Here is a 20708-nt window from a genome sequence, read left to right as displayed (position 1 = left end):
TTATACCACCTCACATATTTTTCTTCATTGTAAGGAGAAGTATTTGAATAGTAAAAAGCACAAAATGATATATCCGTAAGTAAAAAGTATTATTTTAGACCTTACAAAACAAAAAAAGAAACCATACATAGTTCAAACATGTATGGTTTCAAAATTTATTACACTTCAGTACAAGATATGTAATATCCTCCGCGAGCCATCTTTATTTCAGCACGGTACATTACATTTTCTAAGTAAAAAGTAATCGGTTTAACTTTACTCTCAAATTTTAGTCTTTCATTGCATTCAGTTGCATATCCTTCAATCGCTGAAGTAATAACTTCAGATGATGGATACGTTAAAGCTTCATCTAGTTCTATGAAAAAACTTTTAGAAAATAGTTTTTTCATAATCCCCTTCTTCTCTTTCATCATATTCCATCTCCTTCAATTCAAGTTGATAACATCCATATTATGCCATACGTTCAATATATCTTTGAAAATAAAAAAAACCTGCATTTTTCATGCAGGTTTTTTTATTAGTCATTTTTCGTAAAGTAAGAAACGAAACGAAGAATTTCTAAGTATAACCAAACTAATGTAAGCATTAGTCCCATTGCAGTGTACCACTCCATATATTTCGGAGCTTGACTACGTACACCATTTTCGATTAAATCGAAATCTAGTAATAAGTTTAATGCAGCAACTACAATAACAACTGCACTAATAATAATACCGATTGTACCACCTTGGTGAATGTATGGAACAGTTACACCAAACATATTTAGTAGGAATACGACTAAATACATAACCATAATTCCGAGTGTTGCTGCCATAACGCCTGTACGGAATTTATCCGTTACTTTTACTACGCGTGTTGCATATAACACTAACATTGCAAATAGAATTGAGATTGTTAGTAATACAGCATTTAAAACGATAGAATCGCCAAATTTCATTGTATAAACTGCTGAAATACTTCCTAACACAACCCCTTCTACCGCCGCATAGATTGGTGCACCAAAAGGTGAAATACGCGGGAAGAACATAGACGCAAATGCGATGATTGCCGCAACGATTAAAGCACCAATTAATACTGGCATCTTCATCGTCCCCTGCATCATCTGTATGTATGAATAGACAGACGTTGCAAGTAGCAAGATAAGCATAATGAACGTTTTGCCTACTGTTCCGCCAATCGTCATCGCAGAAGCGCTTGCTCCCTCTTTACGGAATGCCTCTTTTTTCAACATTGGATTAGATGTTCTCATTTTTTCCCTCCTAAAATAGGTTCTACCAATAGTGTAAAGTTTTTCTCTTTACTTTTCAATATATGCAGCTTGTTTTTATTTTAATCCTTCAACGATGTCTGATAGTTCACTCCATCTTTCCATCTTTTTTTCTAGCTCTTCTTCTGTTTTCTGCTGTGCTTCAGATAATTCTTGTGCCTTTGTGAAGTCAGATCCAACTTTCGCAAGTTCTTCTCCAATTGACTCAATTTTTTCTTCAAGTTCGGCAATTGTATCTTCAATCGTTTCCCATTCACGCTGCTCATTGTATGAAAGTTTACGTTTACGTTGTTGTTTTGGAGCTTCTTCTACTACTTTTTTCTCTTTTTGAACTTCCGCTTTCTCCATAAGTTCTCTCGTTTTTTCCATTTCTAAATAATCTGTATAACTACCTAGGAACTCACGCACTTCGCCTCCGCCAGTAAAGATGAACAGTTCATCTACTACTTTATCTAAGAAGTAACGGTCATGCGATACAGTTAAAACGACACCTGGGAAATCTTCTAAATAATCTTCTAGTACTGTTAATGTTTGTGTATCTAGATCATTCGTAGGTTCATCAAGTAAAAGTACGTTTGGTTCTCCCATTAAAATACGTAATAAATATAAACGTCTTCTTTCACCACCAGATAGTTTACCAAGCGGTGTACCATGTGAATGAGTCGGGAATAAGAAACGTTCTAACATTTGAGATGCACCAATTACTTTTCCATCTGTTGTATGAATAACTTCTGCAATCTCTTTAATGTATTCAATCATACGCTGATTTAAATTCATCTCTTCATTTTCTTGCGTATAATAAGCAACTTTTACAGTTTGCCCAACTTCAATTTCACCACTATCAGGAGATAACTTACCTGCAAGCATATTTAATAGGGAAGATTTCCCGCTTCCATTCGCTCCAATAATTCCGATGCGATCGCCTGGTTTCACGATATGATTAAAGTTGTTTAATACCGTTTTATCACCAAATTTTTTCGTCACATCTTTTAACTCAAGTACTTTTTTCCCAAGACGGCTACCGCTAAGTGCAATATCAACTGACTGTTTTGCAGCTGGCCCTTCTTGGCCCTTTAGCTCATCAAATCGTTGAATACGTGCCTTTTGCTTTGTTGAACGGGCTTTTGCACCGCGGCGGATCCATGCTAGTTCGCGGCGATATAAGTTTTGACGTTTTGATTCTTGCGCAATTTCTTGTTCTTCACGAAGTGCTTTCGCTTCTAAAAACGTACTGTAATTCCCTTCATAACTATACAGTTTCCCATTATCTAATTCGAAAATACGATTCGTCACACGATCTAAGAAATAACGATCATGGGTTACAAGTAATACTGCGCCATTATATCGAGCTAAATATTCCTCTAACCATTCCACTGTCTCATGATCAAGATGGTTCGTAGGCTCATCTAAAATTAATAGATCCGGTGTTTCAATAAAACATTGCGCCATCGCAATACGTTTTTTCTGTCCACCAGATAAATTTCCAACAGTTGCAGTGAAGTCCGTAATTCCTAATTTCGTTAAAAGAGATTTCGCATTTGCATTTGCTTCCCATGCACTCATTGCATCCATACGTTGCTGCACTGCAAATAATTGTTCCTGTACTTTTTCATTACTTGGATCTTTTTCGATATGTAATAGCGCCTTTTCATACTCACGAAGAAGACGAATTAAAGGAGTATCACCATGGAAGACTTGCTCTAGCACTGTTAGTTGTTCATCAAACTCTGGTTGCTGTGATAAATAACTAATTGTATACCCACGAGAATGAGTCATATCACCTGTATCAGGAATTTCTGCCCCTGCAATAATTTTTAATAACGTCGATTTACCAGTTCCGTTTACACCGATAATTCCGGCACGGTGTCCTTCTGCAATACTAAATGATAATCCATCAAATAACGGTTTTTCTCCATATGATTTTGATAAGTTTTCCACAGTTAACATTTTCATATTTGTGCATTCCACTCTTTCATAAATTGTTCAATAAACTGTTCCATATAACGATGACGAACTTCCGCCTCTTGTTTTGCTGCGTTCGTGTTCATTAAGTCTTTTAATTTCAAAAGTTTTTCATAAAAATGATTTAAAGATGGATCGTTATTTTTTCTATATTCATCTTTCGTCATCACTTCACGCGGAGTAATAGTTGGATCATACATTAATCTCCCTTTCGCTCCACCATACGCAAATGTGCGAGCTATTCCAATTGCTCCAAGGGCGTCTAAGCGATCCGCATCTTGAACAAGCTTCCCTTCAAGTGAATCCACTTTACCGCCATGACCACCTTTATAAGACATATTGGCGATGATATGAAGAACATGTTTACTTTCCTCTTCTTCCACATGTAACTCTTCTAACCAATCAGAAACTTTTTTCATTCCTTCTTCTTCACTTTCATTTAACTTCTCATCTGCCACATCGTGAAGTAATGCTGCCATTTCAATTATAAAACGATTTCCCCCTTCTTGCTCGGATAAAGAAATCGCCAGTTTATGTACGCGTTCAATATGATACCAATCATGCCCACTCGCATCTTTTTCTAAAATATGTTTTACAAAAGTAATTGTTTTTTGAATCTTTTCTTGTTTTGTCATTTTATCTTCACCCAGTTACTTATTGTAACACGCCCGCATTTTTTCATCACATATTTTCTTGTCCGCCCATACACTGAGTGGTAAGCATCATCATGAAGGAGGAATAAATATGTTCTATAATAATCAACCGCCTTATCCAAGGCAACCATTTTACCCTCAACAACAAGAACAAAGATACACAGAACAATACGAAGAACAAGAGTTACAACAGCAAGAACAACAATATGACGAAAACCCATATGCAACAACGCAAAATCAAGAAACTGAATTTCAACAAAATCCATATGAAACACGTCCAAATTATGAATATCCTCAAAATCCATATGCGGTACCACAAAACCAAGAACAACCATATCAACAAAATCCATATGCAGCACCACAAAACCCATACACAACTCAACCACAACAACCGCAATACCAACAACAAATGTATCAACCAAGCTACGACGCACGTGTCTCACCACCTAAACCACCAACAATAGATCCAACGCAGCCACAAATTTTACCGCCAGGACCAACATTAGACATTACACAACCACAAATCTTACCACCTGGACCAATTACTGAACCAACACAACAACAAATTCAACAAGTTGTCGGTACACAGTTTTTACCTTTCAAGAAACCCGTACTAGATTTCGTAAAACCATGGGTAGATTACGGTTTAAATGAAGCAAAACATACATCACACGAACACGCATTAACAGAAGTTGCTGCGATTATGTTTTTAGTTGGTAAAGGCTTCAATCCGACGATTGCTCATTATATCGTAGAATCTTGGGAGAAGAATGAACAGTTTTAGGGTTGTTTATTTTATGTTCAGAAAAACTATAAAAGCGTCGCAAATGCCTGTTATACAAGCATTTGCGACGCTTTTTATTTGTTATATTATATTCTACTTCAAAAGGGTATTTCATATTTTTTCACATGTTTTTATATTATTTGTGAGCAAATAATAACCTTTTAATTAAACTGTATTAGATCCCCTTGATAAATAAACATTCCCCTTCCATTTGTTGAACTTGTGTTCTAAAAATATACTTTCATATTATATAGTTTCATTTCGTTTCATAGGTCTTATTAAATACGTCTTTATTTGATAAGGTTTTTCTACGATATCACTACTTATTATTAATTCGTGGCTGTTTTTATTCTTGATATTAAGACTGTTTTTATGAGCATTTCGTATAAGTATGATGTAACTGATTAAAGCTATTTTCAAAGACGACATATCGGCGATACTTTATGTCTATTTCTTATAGGTGTTAGCAAGTTCGTTTGCAAACTTGTTAGCACTTTTTTATATTTCTTCTATAAATAAATGCCCCTTAATATAATCTAAATTTTATATATTTACTTTTCTTCTATTTATCTTATAATCTTAATTGGGAGAGGGAGGAAAATATATATATGTCTAAAAATGCAAATGTACTATTAAGTCAAATCAAGATAGTAATTGAAATTACAAAAAATAAACAAAAAGAAAAAGAAGATCCATTCTATGAAGATTTACTAAAACGATTAAATCGTTTAGCTAATTATCTGCAAAGTAACGATTATACTAATGACGGATTAGAATCTCGTCGAATTAAAGGCGCAGTGAGAGCCTATACTGATACCGGTCTCGTAAAAAGCTTTGACGACCCTCTACTTATTGAATTAGATAAATTAGAGACTATGCTAAATGAAAATTAACAATTCCTTTCAAAGTATATTAATTGTAAATAAATAAAAATAGACCACCTATTACAGGTGGTCTATTAGAATCTTGGGAAAAGAATGAGCAGTTTTAAGGGTGTTTATTTTTAAGTATCTAGAACACTCGCTAAGTTTAAGGAGAACTTAACAGACATGCGTCCGGCATAATGCCATGTCCACACCCAAGGATCGGTTACATAAAATAACGTATCTAACATCGGAAGTCTATTGGTCTTTCCCCCTTATAGTAACACTCTCTTCTACTAAGACCTTTTCTTTCTAGGGCCTACAATTAATTTAATCGCTGTTCTTTCTTCATTATTGATAGAAATCTCTTGAAACGCTGGAACAAAAGCTAAGTCAATACCACTTGGAGCGACGAACCCTCTTGCAATCGCAATTGCTTTAATCGCTTGATTTATAGCTCCAGCCCCAATCGCTTGAATTTCCACATTACCACTTGTTCTTAGTACACCCGCTATTGCACCCGCGACTGAATTTGGGCTTGATTTTGAAGATACCTTTAATATATTTTCCATGTAAGTTGCTCCTTCTATTATTTAATCTCTCTTTCGTTACAATTTTAAATATTTTAGCGTATCTTTAATTACTATTCACACCAAAAACAAACGATGCTTCATATGTACATTTATTCTATATTTTCTGACTTCTTCCTGCCCAGCTACACAAATAAAAAAATAAACTAAATAATCTAATATACATACGATTAAATATCATAACTTCACCAAACGATAACATCCAAACAGCAAAAGATAATATTGCTGTTTGTCAGACGAAATTAATATAGTAAAGTGAAACTTTACTCAGTGGGGGTTTTGTTCATCCCCCAACTAACTTCTTTGCTTTCACTGAATTTTGAGATGGGGGTCTTACTGCCCGGAAAATAGCGGGATAAACGTTTCCTCGTTACTTTAATCCATTTAGAAATCCCATTCATTTTTCTATCAAATTATGAACCTTATCATCTTCAAAAAGTGTTACAGGTAATACCCCAATACTATATTTCATCATTTGAGCACTTTCTATTCTAAATCTATTTCCTTTTATAGTACAAGCATACACGCCAATTGTGATTCATTTTCATAAACTATTATGTGTTTTACATTTATTAAGAATAGGAGGTAATATATTGGGTTCATACTATCATTCTTCAAACTCGTATAAAAAATGCTCATGTAAATCTTCTTCCAGTTCAAATAAAAAATGTTCATGTGACCATTCAAATAAACGAAGCTGTCCTGCATACGGAACTTTTTGGCAAACTGAATTTATAACTGTTCCTTTTGGAAACCCTTTTCCATTTAATCACGTTGGACCTTTAGCTGGAGGCGTTTCCTTACTAAACCCTACTACTATACAATTTAGACAAGCTGGTGATTATAGAGTTTCGTTCATTTCCAGTATTAATACTACTTTAAATCCTGTATTTCCACATATCCCAGTCATAACTATATTTTTAAATAACAATCCACTTGCTAATAGTCAAGGTGACTTCGCTATTCAAATGAATACTTCATCAAATAACGAATGTCTTCAACTCGTTGGCGAAACGATTGTTACAGTGCCAGCTAATTCAACTCTTCAACTTAGAAATAATAGTGGCTTTAATCGTCAAAGTATTGTAACTTGTGACAATGGTATAAATTCAGTTGAATTAACAGTTACAAAACTAAGTTAATATTATTTCTTCACATTCAGATGCTATTTCAGCATCTTTTTTTATTGAATAACAGTTTTCTTCGACTTTTATTATCTCTCATCACGCAAAAAAAGTGCAGAATTCTTTCTAACACAAGATTTCTGCACTTTTATATTATGCTTATTTATTCTTCCTTATTTCTCTACATAAACCGACTTAACAATCGTACGATTATATGGTTTTCCTTCTTTATTCATCCCTTTTATATCCATCGTAACGTTATATACTCCCGGTTGTTTTATATCTTTCAAAGCACCTGTAAATGTATTCGTATTAACATTTTGTAATTCATTAAATTCAGAGACTAACTTACCTTCTTTATTAACGACTCTTACTGTTATGGATAGATCCCCTTTCATTTCAGGTGCCACTGGTGATTTTTTCAGTTTATACTCAGGTTTATTTACTTTAACCTTTGTAGGCATTTGAAGAACAAATGGCGCGTCATTCTTGTAATCGCTTACAACTAAATATGCATCTTTCGACTGCTTCGCCATCATTTTGATTTTCCATTCGCCTACTTCCAATTTATCAAACTTGAATGTTCTAATTGTCGCCCCATTAAAGAAAGATTCGCCTTCACCAGTAGTTATAGCGCTATCTTTGTTTGCATAGATTTTTCCTTTTGGAGATACCATTTGTACTTCTACATCAGAAGAAGCAGTTAGTACAGAAACTATTCCTTCAGCCTTTTTATCAACAGAAATACTTTGCTCTATCCACTGATTTTGTGGTAATTCGCCTCCTAAAATATTTTGATTTGAAGTTGTATTTAATTGTTCTAGATTTTCATTTGAACTAGTGCTGGATGCTACTAAAGCTGGTAATCCCACATTTGTCGTACGTAAATATGGTTCAATTCGTGCAAAAACAGCTGATCCTTTTCTTATATTGTCATGATCAAATCTGGAATCTGTAAATAAATGTGTACCGTACGATAGCTTCGCACTCCATTCATTTACTAGTCCATCATTTGAACCGTACGACGATAAATATAACCCGCCCATAGATAATGCAGAAAATGTTGGCCCCCAGCTAGTCCCAGTAGCCGTATAGTAACGGTTTAATTTAGCTGCTGGGTTGTTATCTATTGTTGAACGAAACTTTGCCATTTCACCTATTTGTAACGAATACGTACCATCATCTTTTTGACCTAATATAGAAGCAAGCCACCCTGCCCACCAACTATATGATAAATCTGCTAAATTTGAGCCGTGATGCGGTGTAGCAAGTGTAATAACATTTCCAACAAATCGATTCGCACCATATTCAACTAATGCGGCTTGTGTATCAATACCACCTTTACTATGCGCTACAATATTAACTTTTTTACCGAAATGATTATATATTTCTTCAAGTTTTTGTGCTAACAATTTTCCGTTATCCCACTGACTAGCCGAACCTTTCCCAGCAGCATCATACAATTGTATAAACACTGTTTGATAGCCTGCTTTTAAAGCATAATCATACATATCATTTATATCATGATATACTGTCTTTCCATACCAACTATCAGCATTACCATTTCTTCCTTGTACAAAGAGAATTGGCGGTTTATTCTCATCATAATTAGCAGGTTTTTGGCCTAAAAACCATTCTCCAGGTGTGAATACTTCTGTGTCAGGAAACCCCTTTCCAAGCTCTTTTACAACTTCTGCCTGTACATTTGTGCTAATCGTTGGAGCCATGATAAAAAATACAATTAGTAAGACCACAAATCTTCTCATCAGTCGCATATTACTCCCCCTATTTTTTTGAAAGAAGGTGTTCTTTATAATATTTTTATATTTTCCCTTCCTTAATAATAGCTAATCTTTTATTTTAAAAAGATGTTAGCCCTATTTTTAGAAGGTTACTAGTTGTGTACCCTCTTCCTTAACTCTCGTTATTCTCTTTGTTTCTACCTCTTCCTTTTGATAGAATACGACAAAAAAGTTTCTCAATAATTGTTAACTTCGCTACATCCAGATATTTTTTAAATCATTATTGTTTATATAAAGCATACAAATCTTGAAAAAATTTTAGTAAAAAAACATTTTATTACTAGTTAGTTATTTAAAAATATAATAAAGATATGTACTTTCTTTTCATTAAATACAAACTAATTTTAAAGGAGCTTATATTATAAGACTTTCCTACGATTAAAAATTAAACTGAAATTTCAGAATATAAAATCACATTTCCAGAAATATATATTATGATAATTTCCGCGCACTTGAATTAACTTTTTAGAAGTACTAACCTATCGGTGAGCAGAAGAAAATTCTGTAAAAAGAAAGGAGAATACTTTATGATGACTAATTTACAAAAGGAGTTTTTTAAACGCTTAAAAATTCCTGCAAAAGAAATAACATTTGATGATTTAGATGAAATTCTCTTAAAAATGGGAATGATTCTCCCCTATGAAAATCTTGATATTATGGCTGGTACTATTAAAAATATCTCAAAAGATAACTTAATAGAAAAGTTACTTATTCAAAAACGAGGTGGACTTTGTTATGAATTAAACTCCTTATTGTATTATTTCTTAATTGATTGTGGGTTTCAAGTATACAAAGTAGCCGGTACTGTTTATGATCTGTACGATAATAAATGGAAACCCGATGATGGTCATGTCATTATCATATTAAGTCATGAGGATAAAGATTATGTTGTGGATGCAGGTTTTGCATCTCATCTCCCTTTACGTCCAGTACCTTTTAACGGAGAAGTCATCTCCTCTCAAACAGGAGAATATCGAATTCGTAAGCGAAATACTCGAAAAGGTACGCATATTTTAGAAATGAGAAAAGGAGCTAACGGAGAATCTACAAGTTTCTTACAATCTGAACCTTCAAACGAATGGAAAATAGGCTATGCTTTCACTGTAGATCCAATAGATGAGAAAAAAGTGAATAATATTCAAAAAGTGATTGTAGAGCATAAAGAATCTCCTTTTAATAAAGGAGCTATCACTTGTAAATTAACTACTTATGGTCACATATCATTAACAAATAAAAATTATACAGAAACCTTTAAAGGCACCAAAAATAAACTACCAATAGAATCTAAAGATTATGCTCGCATTCTTCGTGACTCTTTTGGAATAACGCAAGAGAAATATGTAGGAAAAACACTAGAAAGAGGCTAGTTGACTACAAGTATTTCATAATAAAGCAGATTCTATATTTAGAATCTGCTTTATTTTATATTTTGTTATAAATTAATTTAATTTTGTTGTTACCCTTTAATTTTCAATTATATATTCATCATCATATTTATCGTATTGTAACCCTTTCCCTATCTTTGATTCTGTAACTTGATCTCTTAAAAACGGTGCAGCATCCATTTTGCTAGTTGCAATTTCAATTCCATATTTTTTCGTTAAATGAGCTAACTCTATTAAAAACCACTCTCTTCGCAATGTAACTGGAATATCCAATGTTTTTCTTTTCATATATAATAGCACCTCTTTTATTTTCATAGCTTAAAAACATCACTGGATGCACTTATTAAAACTACCTTTCACCTCTAACATCCAATGAAACATTATAGTATATGCATGTCCATTTCAAACGTGCTATCACAAATATGATATTTAAGTTTACATAATTATATTATGTAATAGTAGAAAAGGAAGGCATGTCCCTCCCCCTTCTACTATAGAGATTTAAATTAAGAACATCTTGGTACACCTAAAGCTAAAAATAAACCTGCTACTCCCGCAGTAATCGGTACTTTTAACGTAATAACATCGTCTACCTTCGTTACTAAAAAGTAAGCATTACCTTCTTGTAATATACAAGTTACTAACAATTGAAATTCCATTCAAATCTCCTCCTTTCAATCGATATACTATAATTTATGAAATATCTTTCAAAAAGTAATAGGAAATATATCTATTTTTCTCTATATACAAAATAATCGTTTATAAGTCTAGTAAAAATATTAATTTTCTAAATTTATATAAAACGTGTAATATCCAATAAGTTCCTATATAATCAATAAGAAAAATCTTACAAATGCAGGTATGAAAATGGCGATTTTGAGTAATATTGGTGCAGCTTTATTTTCTATTGCTTTTATTCTTTTAATCTTATGTATCATTTCATTCTTTAAGAAAAATGGAAAAGCAAAACAATATGGATGTCCTACCGTTATTCTTTTTATGATTTCTATTATATTAATAACGACCGGTACAACAAAATCGGAACACCCCGTCGTCGAGTTTTTTTCTACTTTAAGTTTCATTCTATTTATATTCTTCCTTGTTATAGCAATCTTATCTGTAATTAAGAAAACAGGTGTAGCGAAAAAACAATTTATTATTACAGCCGTATTATTTGTCATTTTTGTTGCGCTATTAGTGATTTCAGCTCCTTCTTCTGAAAAAACGACAGCAACTAGTACAAAAGTTGCCTCTAACAATGAAGAACAAAAAAATAGCGAACAGAAAAAAGAGCTAGAAAAGAAAGAGGCGGACGAAAAAACTCAAAAGCAAGAAGATGAGAAGCGTCAAGCCGAGGAACAAGCTCGTAAGCAAGAAGAACAAAAACGACAAGCTGATGAACAAGCTCGTAAACAACACGAAGAACAAAAACGTCAGGCTGACGAACAGGCTCGTAAACAACAAGAAGAGCAAAAAGCACAGCAAACTCAAACACAACCCGCTTCAGGAAATACTAGTAGTGCATACTACAAAAATTGTGCTGCAGTTAGAGCGGCTGGGAAAGCCCCTTTACATAAAGGACAACCAGGTTATGACTCACATCTTGATCGTGATGGCGATGGAGTTGCATGCGAAAAATAGTAATAAAAAAGAAGCTTCTAGTAAGCTTCTTTTTTATTATCAGAAACTATTACGACGAATTCCCCTCCCACTTCCTTTTATAAAATTCATTTTATTATCCTTAAAACTGACACATAATAAGTGATTTCAATCACCACATTGATTTTCATTTATCGCTATTCTTAATTTAGTTATTACATTCAAACTTTATGGAGGCGTTCATATGAAACATGCATTTACTGAAACTTCTATTGTCGGTGAGATCGTTACACAATTCCCGAAAGCTAGTGATCTTTTTAAATCATATAGAATAGACTTTTGTTGTGGTGGTAATAAACCACTTATTGATGCAATTCATGAAAGAAATTTATCAGCAACAGAAGTACTTACAGAATTAAATACACTTTATAATAATACGAAACGATTAAATGAATCTGAAATTGATTGGAAAAATGCTTCTTATCGTGAATTGATTGATTATGTTATAAATAAGCATCATCGCTATTTAAATGAAGAATTACCACAGTTAAGTCCGTATGTGACGAAAGTATTACGCGTCCACGGAGCAAGTCAGCCTCACTTAGCTCAAATTCATAAGCTATTTCACAAATTAAAGATGGAATTAGAACAACATTTAATTAAAGAAGAAACAGAAGATTTTCCATTAATTTTAGAATTTGAACAAAATCCAATTGAAGAAAACTATGTGAATTTACGTAAAGTAGTAGATAAGTTGGAAAATGAACATAACCACGCAGGCAACATTATTAAAGAGCTTCGTAAAGTTACAAATGACTTTACTCCTCCAGAAGGAGCTTGCGGCACTTATCGACTTGTTTACCAACGCCTTGAAGCACTAGAGTCTGATTTATTTGAGCATATTCATTTAGAAAATAACATTTTATTTCCACGTGCAATTACGAGAGTATAAATCAAGTGCAGGACATGAGTATACATACTTATGTCCTGTTTTTTCATTTGGTAAAGAATATACACATCCCTCTCGAATAAATCCGAATTTTAACAATTTGTGAATCATTATAAAAATGTGATAAATATCACATCTCCCCTTTTTTGGATTTTCTATAATAGAAATATAATCCTTTGTTCAACATTTCACAGAAAAAGGGGAAACGAAAATGAAAAAACGTTTAGTTATGATCGGAAATGGTATGGCTGGAATACGCTGTATGGAAGAAATATTAAAACATAATAGTGATTCATATGAGATTACTATTTTGGGAGATGAACCGCATCCAAACTACAATCGCATTATGCTCTCTCACGTTTTACAAGGCAAAACAAATATGCAAGATATCATTATGAATGAATACAGTTGGTATGAAGAAAACGAAATAACTTTATATACAAACGAAAGAGTTCAAATTATTAACCGAGAAGCAAAAATCATTATCACAGAAAAAAATCGTACTCTTACATATGACAAACTCATTATCGCAACAGGTTCTAGTGCTTTTATTTTACCTGTTGAAGGTTCTACTCTTCCTGGTGTAACAGGATTTCGAACAATTGAAGATACACAATTTATGATAGACACCGCTAAAGAAAAGAAAAAGGCCGTTGTTATTGGTGGTGGGTTACTTGGTTTAGAAGCCGCAAGAGGTCTTATTGACTTAGGGATGGACGTACATGTTGTTCATTTAATGCCAAACTTAATGGAGCAGCAACTAGATACGAAAGCAGCTTCTCTATTACGCGAAGATTTGGAAGCGCAAGGCATGAAATTTCTAATGGAAAAGAAAACTGTAAAAATTCTTGGTACAGACCATGTTGAGGGCATTCAATTTGAAGATGGTGAAGTTGTAGATTGTGATTTAGTCGTAATGGCTGTCGGAATACGCCCAAATACGCAAATAGCAAAAGATGCTGGTTTAATTGTAAATCGCGGTATTGTAGTCAATGACTATATGCTAACAAATGATGAGTCCATTTATGCAGTTGGAGAATGTGCAGAGCATGACGGTATCGCATATGGACTTGTTGCTCCTCTTTATGAACAAGGTGCGATATTAGCAAAACATATAACAAATTTACAAACTGATGGATATTCGGGCAGTATCGTCGGTACGCAATTAAAAGTTGCAGGTTGTGATTTATTCTCTGCTGGTCAAATTTATGAAGATGCTCAAACGAAAGCAATATCAATCTTTGATGAATGTAAACGTTCCTATAAAAAAGTATTAATTCGTGACAATAAAGTCATCGGTATCGTTTTATATGGTGACACAGCTGACGGAACACGCCTCTTTAGCATGTTAAAGAAAGAAGAAGATATACAAGAATATACAGCCGCTTCTCTTCTTCACAAAGCTGGTGAAGAAAGTGAACTTAACGTTGCTACTATGAGTGCTGATGACACGATTTGCGGATGTAATGGTGTTACGAAAGGTACAATCGTTCACGCCATTTTAGAACAAGAGTTAACGACTTTTGAAGAAGTTAAAGGCTGTACGAAAGCCGCAGGGTCTTGTGGTAAATGTCGTCCGCTTGTGGAACAAGTTTTATCTCATACACTTGGAGATGCTTTTGATGCCTCAGCGCAATCTGCCGGTATGTGTGGATGTACACCTTTATCCCGTGATGAAGTCGTAGCGGCCATTCACGAGAAAGGCTTAAAATCTCCAAAAGAAGTACGAAATGTTCTTGGTTTTGCACATGAAGACGGCTGTTCGAAATGCCGCCCTGCTTTAAACTACTATTTACGTATGGCGATTCCAGAAGAATATGAAGATGATAAATCGTCCCGTTTCGTTAATGAAAGAATGAATGGTAACATCCAGCACGATGGTACATTCTCTGTTATTCCACGTATGTACGGAGGCGTTACAACAGCAGACGATTTAATGAAAATTGCTGAAGTTGCGAAGAAGTATGATGTTCCACTTGTGAAAATTACCGGTGCAAGCCGAATTGGCTTATACGGTGTCAAGAAACAAGATTTACCTAACGTATGGGCTGACTTAAATATGACTTCTGGATATGCGTATTCAAAATCTCTTCGTAATGTAAAATCATGTGTTGGCTCTCGTTTTTGCCGTTTCGGTACGAAAGATTCATTAGGACTTGGTATGTTGCTTGAACAATCATTAGAAATGGTAGATACACCTCATAAAATGAAAATGGGTGTAACTGGTTGTCCGCGTAACTGTGCGGAAGTACTGACGAAAGATTTTGGCGTTGTTTGTGTCGAAAATGGATATCAACTTTATATTGGCGGAAATGGTGGTACAGAAGTACGTGAAGCTGATTTTGTAATGATTGTCCCTACTGAAGATGATGTCCTTCGCATCGCTACAGCTTACATGCAATATTATCGTGAAACTGGTATTTACGGAGAGCGTACTGCCTACTGGACAGAACGTTTAGGCTTCGATCACATAAAAGAAATACTGCAAGATGCAAATATGGTTACTACGTTAAATGAACGTTTCCAAAAAGCTCGTGGCACATATAAAGAAGCATGGGGACAAGCACTAGAAACGAAATCATTAAAAGCGATGTATGAAGTAGAAACTGTGAAATAAGGAGCTGTGACCTATATGATACAAACGAAAGAAAAAATAAAAGTTATGCGTGCAGAAGACCTTCCTATTCAAATCGGTAAAGAGGTGCAAATGAAAGGTATGTCTTTCGCCCTATTCCGCCTTTCAAATGGCGATATTCGAGCTGTAGAAAATCGTTGTCCTCATAAAAACGGGCCATTAGCGGAAGGTATTGTATCTGGAGAATTCGTCTTTTGTCCACTACATGATTGGAAAATTTCACTACTAACAGGTGAAGTTCAAAAACCTGATGACGGTTGTATTCAAACGTATGAAGTAGAAGTTATTGACGGAGATATTTATATATACATGTAATTTACAAAAGGAAGCCTCCCCTGGCTTCCTTTTAAATAAAAATAGACGAGGTGCGAATATGAACGGATATGTATATTTAGTTGGTGCAGGACCAGGTGATGAAGGGCTTATTACAAAAAAAGCGATAGAGTGCTTAAATCGTGCAGATATCGTCTTATATGACCGCTTATTAAACCCTTCCTTTCTTAATTATACAAAAGAAACATGTGAACTTATTTATTGCGGAAAAATGCCAAAGAATCATACTATGCGTCAAGAAATGATTAACTCACACCTCCTTCAATTTGCGAAAGAAGGAAAAATCGTAGTCCGCTTAAAAGGCGGAGATCCATCTATTTTTGGCCGTGTTGGTGAAGAAGCAGAAACTTTAGCATCAGCAAATATTCCATATGAAATTGTACCAGGTATTACATCTAGCATCGCCGCTAGTATCTATGCAGGTATTCCCCTCACCCACCGTGACTACAGTAATAGTGTCACTTTATTAACCGGACATGCAAAAGGTCCTTTAAGCGATCATGGAAAATATAATTCATCTTACAATAGCGACACGATTGCCTACTACATGGGTATAAAAAACTTACCTACAATTTGTGAAAACTTACTACAAGCAGGAAAAAAAGAAGATACGCCAGTAGCAGTCATTGAATGGGGTACAACTGGTAAACAGCGCGTTGTCACAGGGACACTGTCTACCATTGTTTCTATTGTCAAAAACGAAAATATTTCTAATCCTTCTATGACAATTGTTGGTGATGTCGTTTCCTTACGTAATCAAATCTCTTGGAAAGAACGCAAGCCATTGCACAGCAAGAAAGTTTTATTTGCATCTGCAACAAATAAAAAAAGCGCAATAAAGCAAATGTTACAAGAGTCCGGTGCAGAAATATATCAAATTCCAACTTTCAAAAAGAAAGAATACACATTAACCTCTGAACAAATCAATAAGATTTTCAGCGTTGATCGTCTTGTATTTTGTTCCGCTGACAGTGTAGACATCTTAATGCACTCATGCAGTAAATATCATAAAGATATTCGTTCCTTACAGGCAGAACTTCAGTATATGAACCTTTCTATTCAAGAAAAGCTCATGCAATATGGATTGTTAAGTAAACCTGCGCAATTTTCTTCGAATTCAACGATTTATTTAGGACGAAACATTAACCGAATTGCTGTTATTCAAGAAAAAATTGGTGCTGGTTCCTATATGATGACTCATGAGTACACAATTGATCATCGCTTCGATGAAATTCATTCACGTATGCTTTCTGAATTCTCATGGGATAGCATTGTATTTGAAGGTCGTGCTTCTATTGATACGTTTCTAGCAGAAATAAAACGCCTTGGCTTTATCAATATTCTTACTCTCCCATTCTCGTATACCGACGTTCCAACTTTATACTATGCAAATAAAGTTGGGTTTCATAACGTAGATCATCAATTACAAGAAACTCTTATGAGGAAAGACATGGTGAGACAATGAAAGGAATTGTATATGTTGGACATGGGAGCCGGCTACAAGAAGGTAATGAACAATTCATTCAATTTATTCAATCTGTTATGAAAGAGCGAAACGAAAGAATTCAAAAAATAGCTTTTCTAGAACTAACGACACCTACTATTTCGGATGCAGTTACAGAAACGATAATAGAGGGAGTAACTGAAATAATGATTGTACCTGTTTTATTATTTGCAGCAGTTCACTATAAACGTGATATTCCTTTTGAAATAGAGCAACTACAAAAGAAATATCCACAAATAACATTTTCAGTTGTACCTCCTTTTAGTACACATCCACATATGGTGGAACTTGTAGTGAAAAGAATACGTGAAGCTATGCCAATGCAAAATAGTAGTATTTTACTCGTAGGACGAGGCAGCAGTGATCCACAACCGATACATGAATTACAACAAATCGGAGCAGCTGTCGAACGCAAACTCGGTATGCCAGTATCCTGTTCCTTTTTAACGAAAGGAACTCCCTCTTTTACTGCCGAGCTCAAGGCTATAACATCGACTGCGTCCCACGTATATGTCATGCCGTACCTTCTCTTTACCGGATTATTACTTCAAAAAATTAAATTGCATACAAAAAAATATAATCACGTTACGACTTGTAACTGTCTTCAGTTTGATACATACATGAAGTTAACATTATTAGAACGAATGGAGGAATGCATATATGTATAACATGTACCCTCTTATGTTTAATCTACAAAATAAAGTGGTCGTTATCATTGGTGGAGGTAAAATTGCATATCGAAAAGCGTCTGGATTAAAAGATACAGGTGCTTTCGTCACTGTTGTCAGCCCAGAAATTTGCGAGGAAATGAAGGAACTTTCTTATATTACTTGGAAGCAAAAAACTTTTAGTAATGATGATATTAAAGATGCTCATCTTATTTATGCAGCTACAAATCAACATGCTGTAAATATGATGGTCAAACAGGCCGCTCATGATTTCCAGTGGGTTAACGTTGTAAGTGGTAGTACAGCATCATCTTTTCACACACCTGGTGTCATTCGAAATGATGAATATGTTGTCACTATTTCAACTTCCGGTAAGGACCCATCGTTTACGAAGCGCATGAAGCAAGAATTAACATCTATACTTCCTAAACTTATAAAAAAACTTTCTCATACTCGCAAATTGTAATCTATCACTCAGCTAAAATAGTAATTAACTTTGAACAAACGTTTTTAGAGGCGTTTGTTCTTTTTGCTTTAGTTTCGTTTTTTAGGCTCAGACAAGCAATTGGACAAGAATCTGTGAAGAAAAATAACGACAACAATTACGGACATAAAAAACAGTTGCTTGAGAGCAACTGCTTCAATACAGGTTTTATATTGGATATTCATTCAACCAAATTAGCGCTTGTTCATAATCATCAAAAAATCTCACAGATTCTTTCGTATTAGATTGTTGTAAATAATCCATTATCTCCCCCTCTTCAAGGAGAAATGCAATTGCCTTACTGTGATTCAAAATGGTTTCATTGAAAAACTTCTCTTTCCATACTTTTTGAACAGAAAAATGATTTGGCGTGTATCCTTTTCTATCCACCAACAATTTGTATTTCCGCCCTTCGGAAATGAATTGCTGACAAACCTGCTCGAAACCATTAAACCATTCATACACATCATCTGTTTTTATATTACCAACTAGATGGGTAACAATTATATCTCCTGAAACTGTTGTGCTGATATTCTGTTTACTCAACTTGGAATCATCCCCCTTATTTACAATAATACGGAAAAACTACATGGAATCAATAAAGATAAAATTCTTACTTGACGCTCCCCCATCACTATCAACCTAAGCTCATGTAACGTCAATTATAAGCGAGATTATGTCTTTTTTCGCAAATCTATATGTAGATGCTTTAAAGATTTACATACGAAATAACCCCTAATGAGTTTCCTTTTTTTGAATTAAGCCACTTGATTATCAGACATAGTACAATTGTAAACGACACTCAATATATTTAAGACTGTTTTCTTCTCATATCGATGGGATTTCCGTCCATCATTTACCACCTCAAATCTATTCGTTTTTTGCACGTACATTCAAAACAAAATATATGACAAATAAATAACGACAGTTACTGTAATAATGCTGAAAAGTGTTGAAAATAAAACGATTTGTGCATGTAATTCAGGTTCTATTTGATACTCCATAGCAATGGTTGATGTATTTCTTGACGTAGGAAAAGAACTTGCAATAAATAATGATTGTGCAACAATACCATCCATGTTTAGTAGATATATCATAGCAAGTGCTAATAATGGTCCCATCAGTAACCTTCCAATTAAAGCCCATGTTATGACTCGATGGAAAAAATTAAGCTTAATGTTGGATAATTGTGCCCCTAGCAATATGAGTGCTATTGCAACAAAACCATTCGCAAGCTGATTAAGAGGAATAAAGATAGAATTAGGTATTTGAATTGTAAAAGATTGAAAGAAAACCCCTAATACGAGTGCATGAAATACAGGCAGTCTTAGAAATGATTGAATAATACCTCCGATTGTTTTTGTTGCTGATAGTAAGTTATATATCCCATATGAATAAGTTAAAAGATTCTGGAAAATAACAATAAAAATTTGAATGGAAACCCCCACTGGATTGTGACTGAAAATCAATTGACTTACTGGTAACCCATAATTACCGGAATTCATTAACGAAATGCTATTTTTTAGAGCTGCACTTTCTCCTTTTTCTAACTTTAATATTTTTGAAATGAAATGACTTACTATGATCAGACTCAGACTATAAAGCATTAAATAGTATATTATCTGGAGCAACAAACCTGTTTCTATACGAATATCATATATATTCACAAATACAGCCGCTGGCATCAAGCAATAAGTAATAAGTGTAGATAGCTGCTTTAAGTTAAATTGAAACTTTCTTTGTAAGATTGCACCAATTAGCATCAATATTAATATTGGTAATATCACGTCTAATATAATAAAAACAAACATGTAAAACCTCATTCCAAATATATTATAGTTGGATTAAACTCTTTACTAAATATGGACCACATTTAATTAGTCTGAAAACACCCTCAGTTCTTAATAACCAGAAAACTTAAATCAATAATATGAAAATGCTCATCAAAAATTCTTATTTCATTTCCCTCCCCTCTCTTTTCTTTAACATATCAAATATAACTCATAAAGAAAATTATGGATTGTTTATACAAATTCATAATTTTATCTTATCAACCTAAACGGTATTTTTTATTTTAAGTATTCTTTTTCACAATATCCATTAGCC

21 protein-coding genes are annotated in these 20708 nt (G+C 34.1%); 11 read left to right on the top strand and 10 right to left on the bottom strand.

Features of this window, described 5'->3' with window-relative positions; all coding sequences use genetic code 11:
• Positions 1-158: 158 nt before the first annotated feature.
• From MHH27_RS10920 to MHH27_RS10905, 4 genes are all read right to left on the bottom strand, one after another.
• Positions 159-413 carry a DUF4318 domain-containing protein gene (locus MHH27_RS10920; RefSeq protein WP_000975133.1) on the bottom strand — a complete coding sequence of 85 codons (255 nt, stop codon included), beginning with the start codon at positions 411-413 and terminating at the stop codon, positions 159-161.
• Positions 414-517: 104 nt separating this feature from the next.
• A complete protein-coding gene (locus MHH27_RS10915) occupies positions 518-1249 on the bottom strand; it encodes a Bax inhibitor-1/YccA family protein (protein ID WP_001260655.1) in 732 nt (243 codons plus the stop codon).
• A 75-nt stretch (positions 1250-1324) separates the two neighbouring features.
• On the bottom strand, positions 1325-3220 hold the full coding sequence (locus MHH27_RS10910; protein WP_000783191.1) for an ABC-F family ATP-binding cassette domain-containing protein: 1896 nt from the start codon (positions 3218-3220) through the stop codon (positions 1325-1327).
• A complete protein-coding gene (locus MHH27_RS10905; protein WP_097911861.1) occupies positions 3217-3864 on the bottom strand; it encodes an HD domain-containing protein in 648 nt (215 codons plus the stop codon). The genes MHH27_RS10910 and MHH27_RS10905 overlap by 4 nt, the downstream gene beginning before the upstream one ends.
• Before the next feature lie 109 nt (positions 3865-3973).
• On the opposite strand from MHH27_RS10905, the gene MHH27_RS10900 reads away from it, so the two are divergent.
• Both MHH27_RS10900 and MHH27_RS10895 read left to right on the top strand, forming a co-directional pair.
• On the top strand, positions 3974-4666 hold the full coding sequence (locus MHH27_RS10900; RefSeq protein WP_340942499.1) for a hypothetical protein: 693 nt from the start codon (positions 3974-3976) through the stop codon (positions 4664-4666).
• A gap of 608 nt (positions 4667-5274) precedes the next feature.
• On the top strand, positions 5275-5559 hold the full coding sequence (locus MHH27_RS10895; RefSeq protein ID WP_023521790.1) for a hypothetical protein: 285 nt from the start codon (positions 5275-5277) through the stop codon (positions 5557-5559).
• Between the two features lie 266 nt (positions 5560-5825).
• Here MHH27_RS10895 and MHH27_RS10890 read toward each other — a convergent pair whose 3' ends face one another.
• A complete protein-coding gene (locus MHH27_RS10890) occupies positions 5826-6101 on the bottom strand; it encodes a stage V sporulation protein S (RefSeq protein ID WP_000427801.1) in 276 nt (91 codons plus the stop codon).
• A gap of 611 nt (positions 6102-6712) precedes the next feature.
• Between MHH27_RS10890 and MHH27_RS10885 the strand changes: the two genes are divergently transcribed.
• Positions 6713-7261 carry a hypothetical protein gene (locus MHH27_RS10885; protein WP_000536160.1) on the top strand — a complete coding sequence of 183 codons (549 nt, stop codon included), beginning with the start codon at positions 6713-6715 and terminating at the stop codon, positions 7259-7261.
• A gap of 155 nt (positions 7262-7416) precedes the next feature.
• Here MHH27_RS10885 and MHH27_RS10880 read toward each other — a convergent pair whose 3' ends face one another.
• On the bottom strand, positions 7417-9018 hold the full coding sequence (locus MHH27_RS10880) for an esterase/lipase family protein (RefSeq protein WP_001238730.1): 1602 nt from the start codon (positions 9016-9018) through the stop codon (positions 7417-7419).
• Between the two features lie 554 nt (positions 9019-9572).
• Here MHH27_RS10880 and MHH27_RS10875 point away from each other — a divergent pair.
• Positions 9573-10412: an arylamine N-acetyltransferase family protein gene (locus MHH27_RS10875; protein WP_000988904.1), complete on the top strand. Its 840-nt coding sequence runs from the start codon at positions 9573-9575 to the stop codon at positions 10410-10412.
• Between the two features lie 96 nt (positions 10413-10508).
• Here the strand turns inward: MHH27_RS10875 and MHH27_RS10870 are convergent, their stop codons facing one another.
• The gene (locus MHH27_RS10870; RefSeq protein ID WP_000824207.1) at positions 10509-10718 is read right to left on the bottom strand and encodes a hypothetical protein; all 210 of its coding nucleotides are present in this window, start codon (positions 10716-10718) and stop codon (positions 10509-10511) included.
• Between the two features lie 218 nt (positions 10719-10936).
• Complete coding sequence (exsG, locus tag MHH27_RS10865) at positions 10937-11089, bottom strand: exosporium protein ExsG (protein WP_000395679.1); 153 nt, start codon at positions 11087-11089, stop codon at positions 10937-10939.
• Positions 11090-11297: 208 nt separating this feature from the next.
• Between exsG and MHH27_RS10860 the strand changes: the two genes are divergently transcribed.
• From MHH27_RS10860 to MHH27_RS10830, 7 genes are all read left to right on the top strand, one after another.
• Positions 11298-12071 carry an excalibur calcium-binding domain-containing protein gene (locus tag MHH27_RS10860; protein ID WP_097877413.1) on the top strand — a complete coding sequence of 258 codons (774 nt, stop codon included), beginning with the start codon at positions 11298-11300 and terminating at the stop codon, positions 12069-12071.
• A gap of 202 nt (positions 12072-12273) precedes the next feature.
• Positions 12274-12981, top strand: a complete 708-nt coding sequence (ric, locus tag MHH27_RS10855; RefSeq protein WP_340942494.1) for an iron-sulfur cluster repair di-iron protein — start codon at positions 12274-12276, stop codon at positions 12979-12981.
• A gap of 208 nt (positions 12982-13189) precedes the next feature.
• Positions 13190-15595: an NADPH-nitrite reductase large subunit gene (gene nirB, locus MHH27_RS10850; RefSeq protein ID WP_061661178.1), complete on the top strand. Its 2406-nt coding sequence runs from the start codon at positions 13190-13192 to the stop codon at positions 15593-15595.
• Between the two features lie 15 nt (positions 15596-15610).
• Complete coding sequence (gene nirD / locus MHH27_RS10845; RefSeq protein ID WP_000616683.1) at positions 15611-15928, top strand: nitrite reductase small subunit NirD; 318 nt, start codon at positions 15611-15613, stop codon at positions 15926-15928.
• A 58-nt stretch (positions 15929-15986) separates the two neighbouring features.
• Positions 15987-17411, top strand: coding sequence for a uroporphyrin-III C-methyltransferase (locus MHH27_RS10840; RefSeq protein ID WP_267414345.1), 1425 nt, complete (start codon positions 15987-15989; stop codon positions 17409-17411).
• Positions 17408-18118: a sirohydrochlorin chelatase gene (locus MHH27_RS10835; RefSeq protein ID WP_061661181.1), complete on the top strand. Its 711-nt coding sequence runs from the start codon at positions 17408-17410 to the stop codon at positions 18116-18118. The genes MHH27_RS10840 and MHH27_RS10835 overlap by 4 nt, the downstream gene beginning before the upstream one ends.
• Complete coding sequence (locus MHH27_RS10830) at positions 18111-18584, top strand: precorrin-2 dehydrogenase (RefSeq protein WP_061661182.1); 474 nt, start codon at positions 18111-18113, stop codon at positions 18582-18584. Before MHH27_RS10835 ends, MHH27_RS10830 begins: the two co-directional genes overlap by 8 nt.
• 186 nt (positions 18585-18770) lie before the next feature.
• On the opposite strand, the gene MHH27_RS10825 is transcribed toward MHH27_RS10830, so the two are convergent.
• Both MHH27_RS10825 and MHH27_RS10820 read right to left on the bottom strand, forming a co-directional pair.
• Positions 18771-19178: an STAS/SEC14 domain-containing protein gene (locus MHH27_RS10825; RefSeq protein ID WP_232292659.1), complete on the bottom strand. Its 408-nt coding sequence runs from the start codon at positions 19176-19178 to the stop codon at positions 18771-18773.
• 317 nt (positions 19179-19495) lie between these two features.
• Complete coding sequence (locus tag MHH27_RS10820) at positions 19496-20413, bottom strand: AEC family transporter (RefSeq protein WP_000497496.1); 918 nt, start codon at positions 20411-20413, stop codon at positions 19496-19498.
• Positions 20414-20708 lie beyond the last annotated feature (295 nt).

The sequence above is a fragment of the Bacillus sp. FSL L8-0152 genome (genome assembly GCF_038006365.1).
In the GTDB taxonomy this organism is placed as follows: Bacteria; Bacillota; Bacilli; order Bacillales; family Bacillaceae_G; genus Bacillus_A; species Bacillus_A cereus.
Note: the sequence above shows the minus strand (reverse complement) of the source record. Positions and strands in the feature narration are given on the sequence as shown.

What these genes read in the sequence shown, in the direction of transcription:
- MHH27_RS10920 (WP_000975133.1), bottom strand. Translation starts at nt 413, where the DNA reads ATGATGAAAGAGAAGAAGGGGATTATGAAAAAACTATTTTCTAAAAGT.
- MHH27_RS10915 (WP_001260655.1), bottom strand. Translation starts at nt 1,249, where the DNA reads ATGAGAACATCTAATCCAATGTTGAAAAAAGAGGCATTCCGTAAAGAG.
- MHH27_RS10910 (WP_000783191.1), bottom strand. Translation starts at nt 3,220, where the DNA reads ATGAAAATGTTAACTGTGGAAAACTTATCAAAATCATATGGAGAAAAA.
- MHH27_RS10905 (WP_097911861.1), bottom strand. Translation starts at nt 3,864, where the DNA reads ATGACAAAACAAGAAAAGATTCAAAAAACAATTACTTTTGTAAAACAT.
- MHH27_RS10900 (WP_340942499.1), top strand. Translation starts at nt 3,974, where the DNA reads ATGTTCTATAATAATCAACCGCCTTATCCAAGGCAACCATTTTACCCT.
- MHH27_RS10895 (WP_023521790.1), top strand. Translation starts at nt 5,275, where the DNA reads ATGTCTAAAAATGCAAATGTACTATTAAGTCAAATCAAGATAGTAATT.
- MHH27_RS10890 (WP_000427801.1), bottom strand. Translation starts at nt 6,101, where the DNA reads ATGGAAAATATATTAAAGGTATCTTCAAAATCAAGCCCAAATTCAGTC.
- MHH27_RS10880 (WP_001238730.1), bottom strand. Translation starts at nt 9,018, where the DNA reads ATGCGACTGATGAGAAGATTTGTGGTCTTACTAATTGTATTTTTTATC.
- MHH27_RS10875 (WP_000988904.1), top strand. Translation starts at nt 9,573, where the DNA reads ATGATGACTAATTTACAAAAGGAGTTTTTTAAACGCTTAAAAATTCCT.
- MHH27_RS10870 (WP_000824207.1), bottom strand. Translation starts at nt 10,718, where the DNA reads ATGAAAAGAAAAACATTGGATATTCCAGTTACATTGCGAAGAGAGTGG.
- exsG (WP_000395679.1), bottom strand. Translation starts at nt 11,089, where the DNA reads ATGGAATTTCAATTGTTAGTAACTTGTATATTACAAGAAGGTAATGCT.
- MHH27_RS10860 (WP_097877413.1), top strand. Translation starts at nt 11,298, where the DNA reads ATGGCGATTTTGAGTAATATTGGTGCAGCTTTATTTTCTATTGCTTTT.
- ric (WP_340942494.1), top strand. Translation starts at nt 12,274, where the DNA reads ATGAAACATGCATTTACTGAAACTTCTATTGTCGGTGAGATCGTTACA.
- nirB (WP_061661178.1), top strand. Translation starts at nt 13,190, where the DNA reads ATGAAAAAACGTTTAGTTATGATCGGAAATGGTATGGCTGGAATACGC.
- nirD (WP_000616683.1), top strand. Translation starts at nt 15,611, where the DNA reads ATGATACAAACGAAAGAAAAAATAAAAGTTATGCGTGCAGAAGACCTT.
- MHH27_RS10840 (WP_267414345.1), top strand. Translation starts at nt 15,987, where the DNA reads ATGAACGGATATGTATATTTAGTTGGTGCAGGACCAGGTGATGAAGGG.
- MHH27_RS10835 (WP_061661181.1), top strand. Translation starts at nt 17,408, where the DNA reads ATGAAAGGAATTGTATATGTTGGACATGGGAGCCGGCTACAAGAAGGT.
- MHH27_RS10830 (WP_061661182.1), top strand. Translation starts at nt 18,111, where the DNA reads ATGTATAACATGTACCCTCTTATGTTTAATCTACAAAATAAAGTGGTC.
- MHH27_RS10820 (WP_000497496.1), bottom strand. Translation starts at nt 20,413, where the DNA reads ATGTTTGTTTTTATTATATTAGACGTGATATTACCAATATTAATATTG.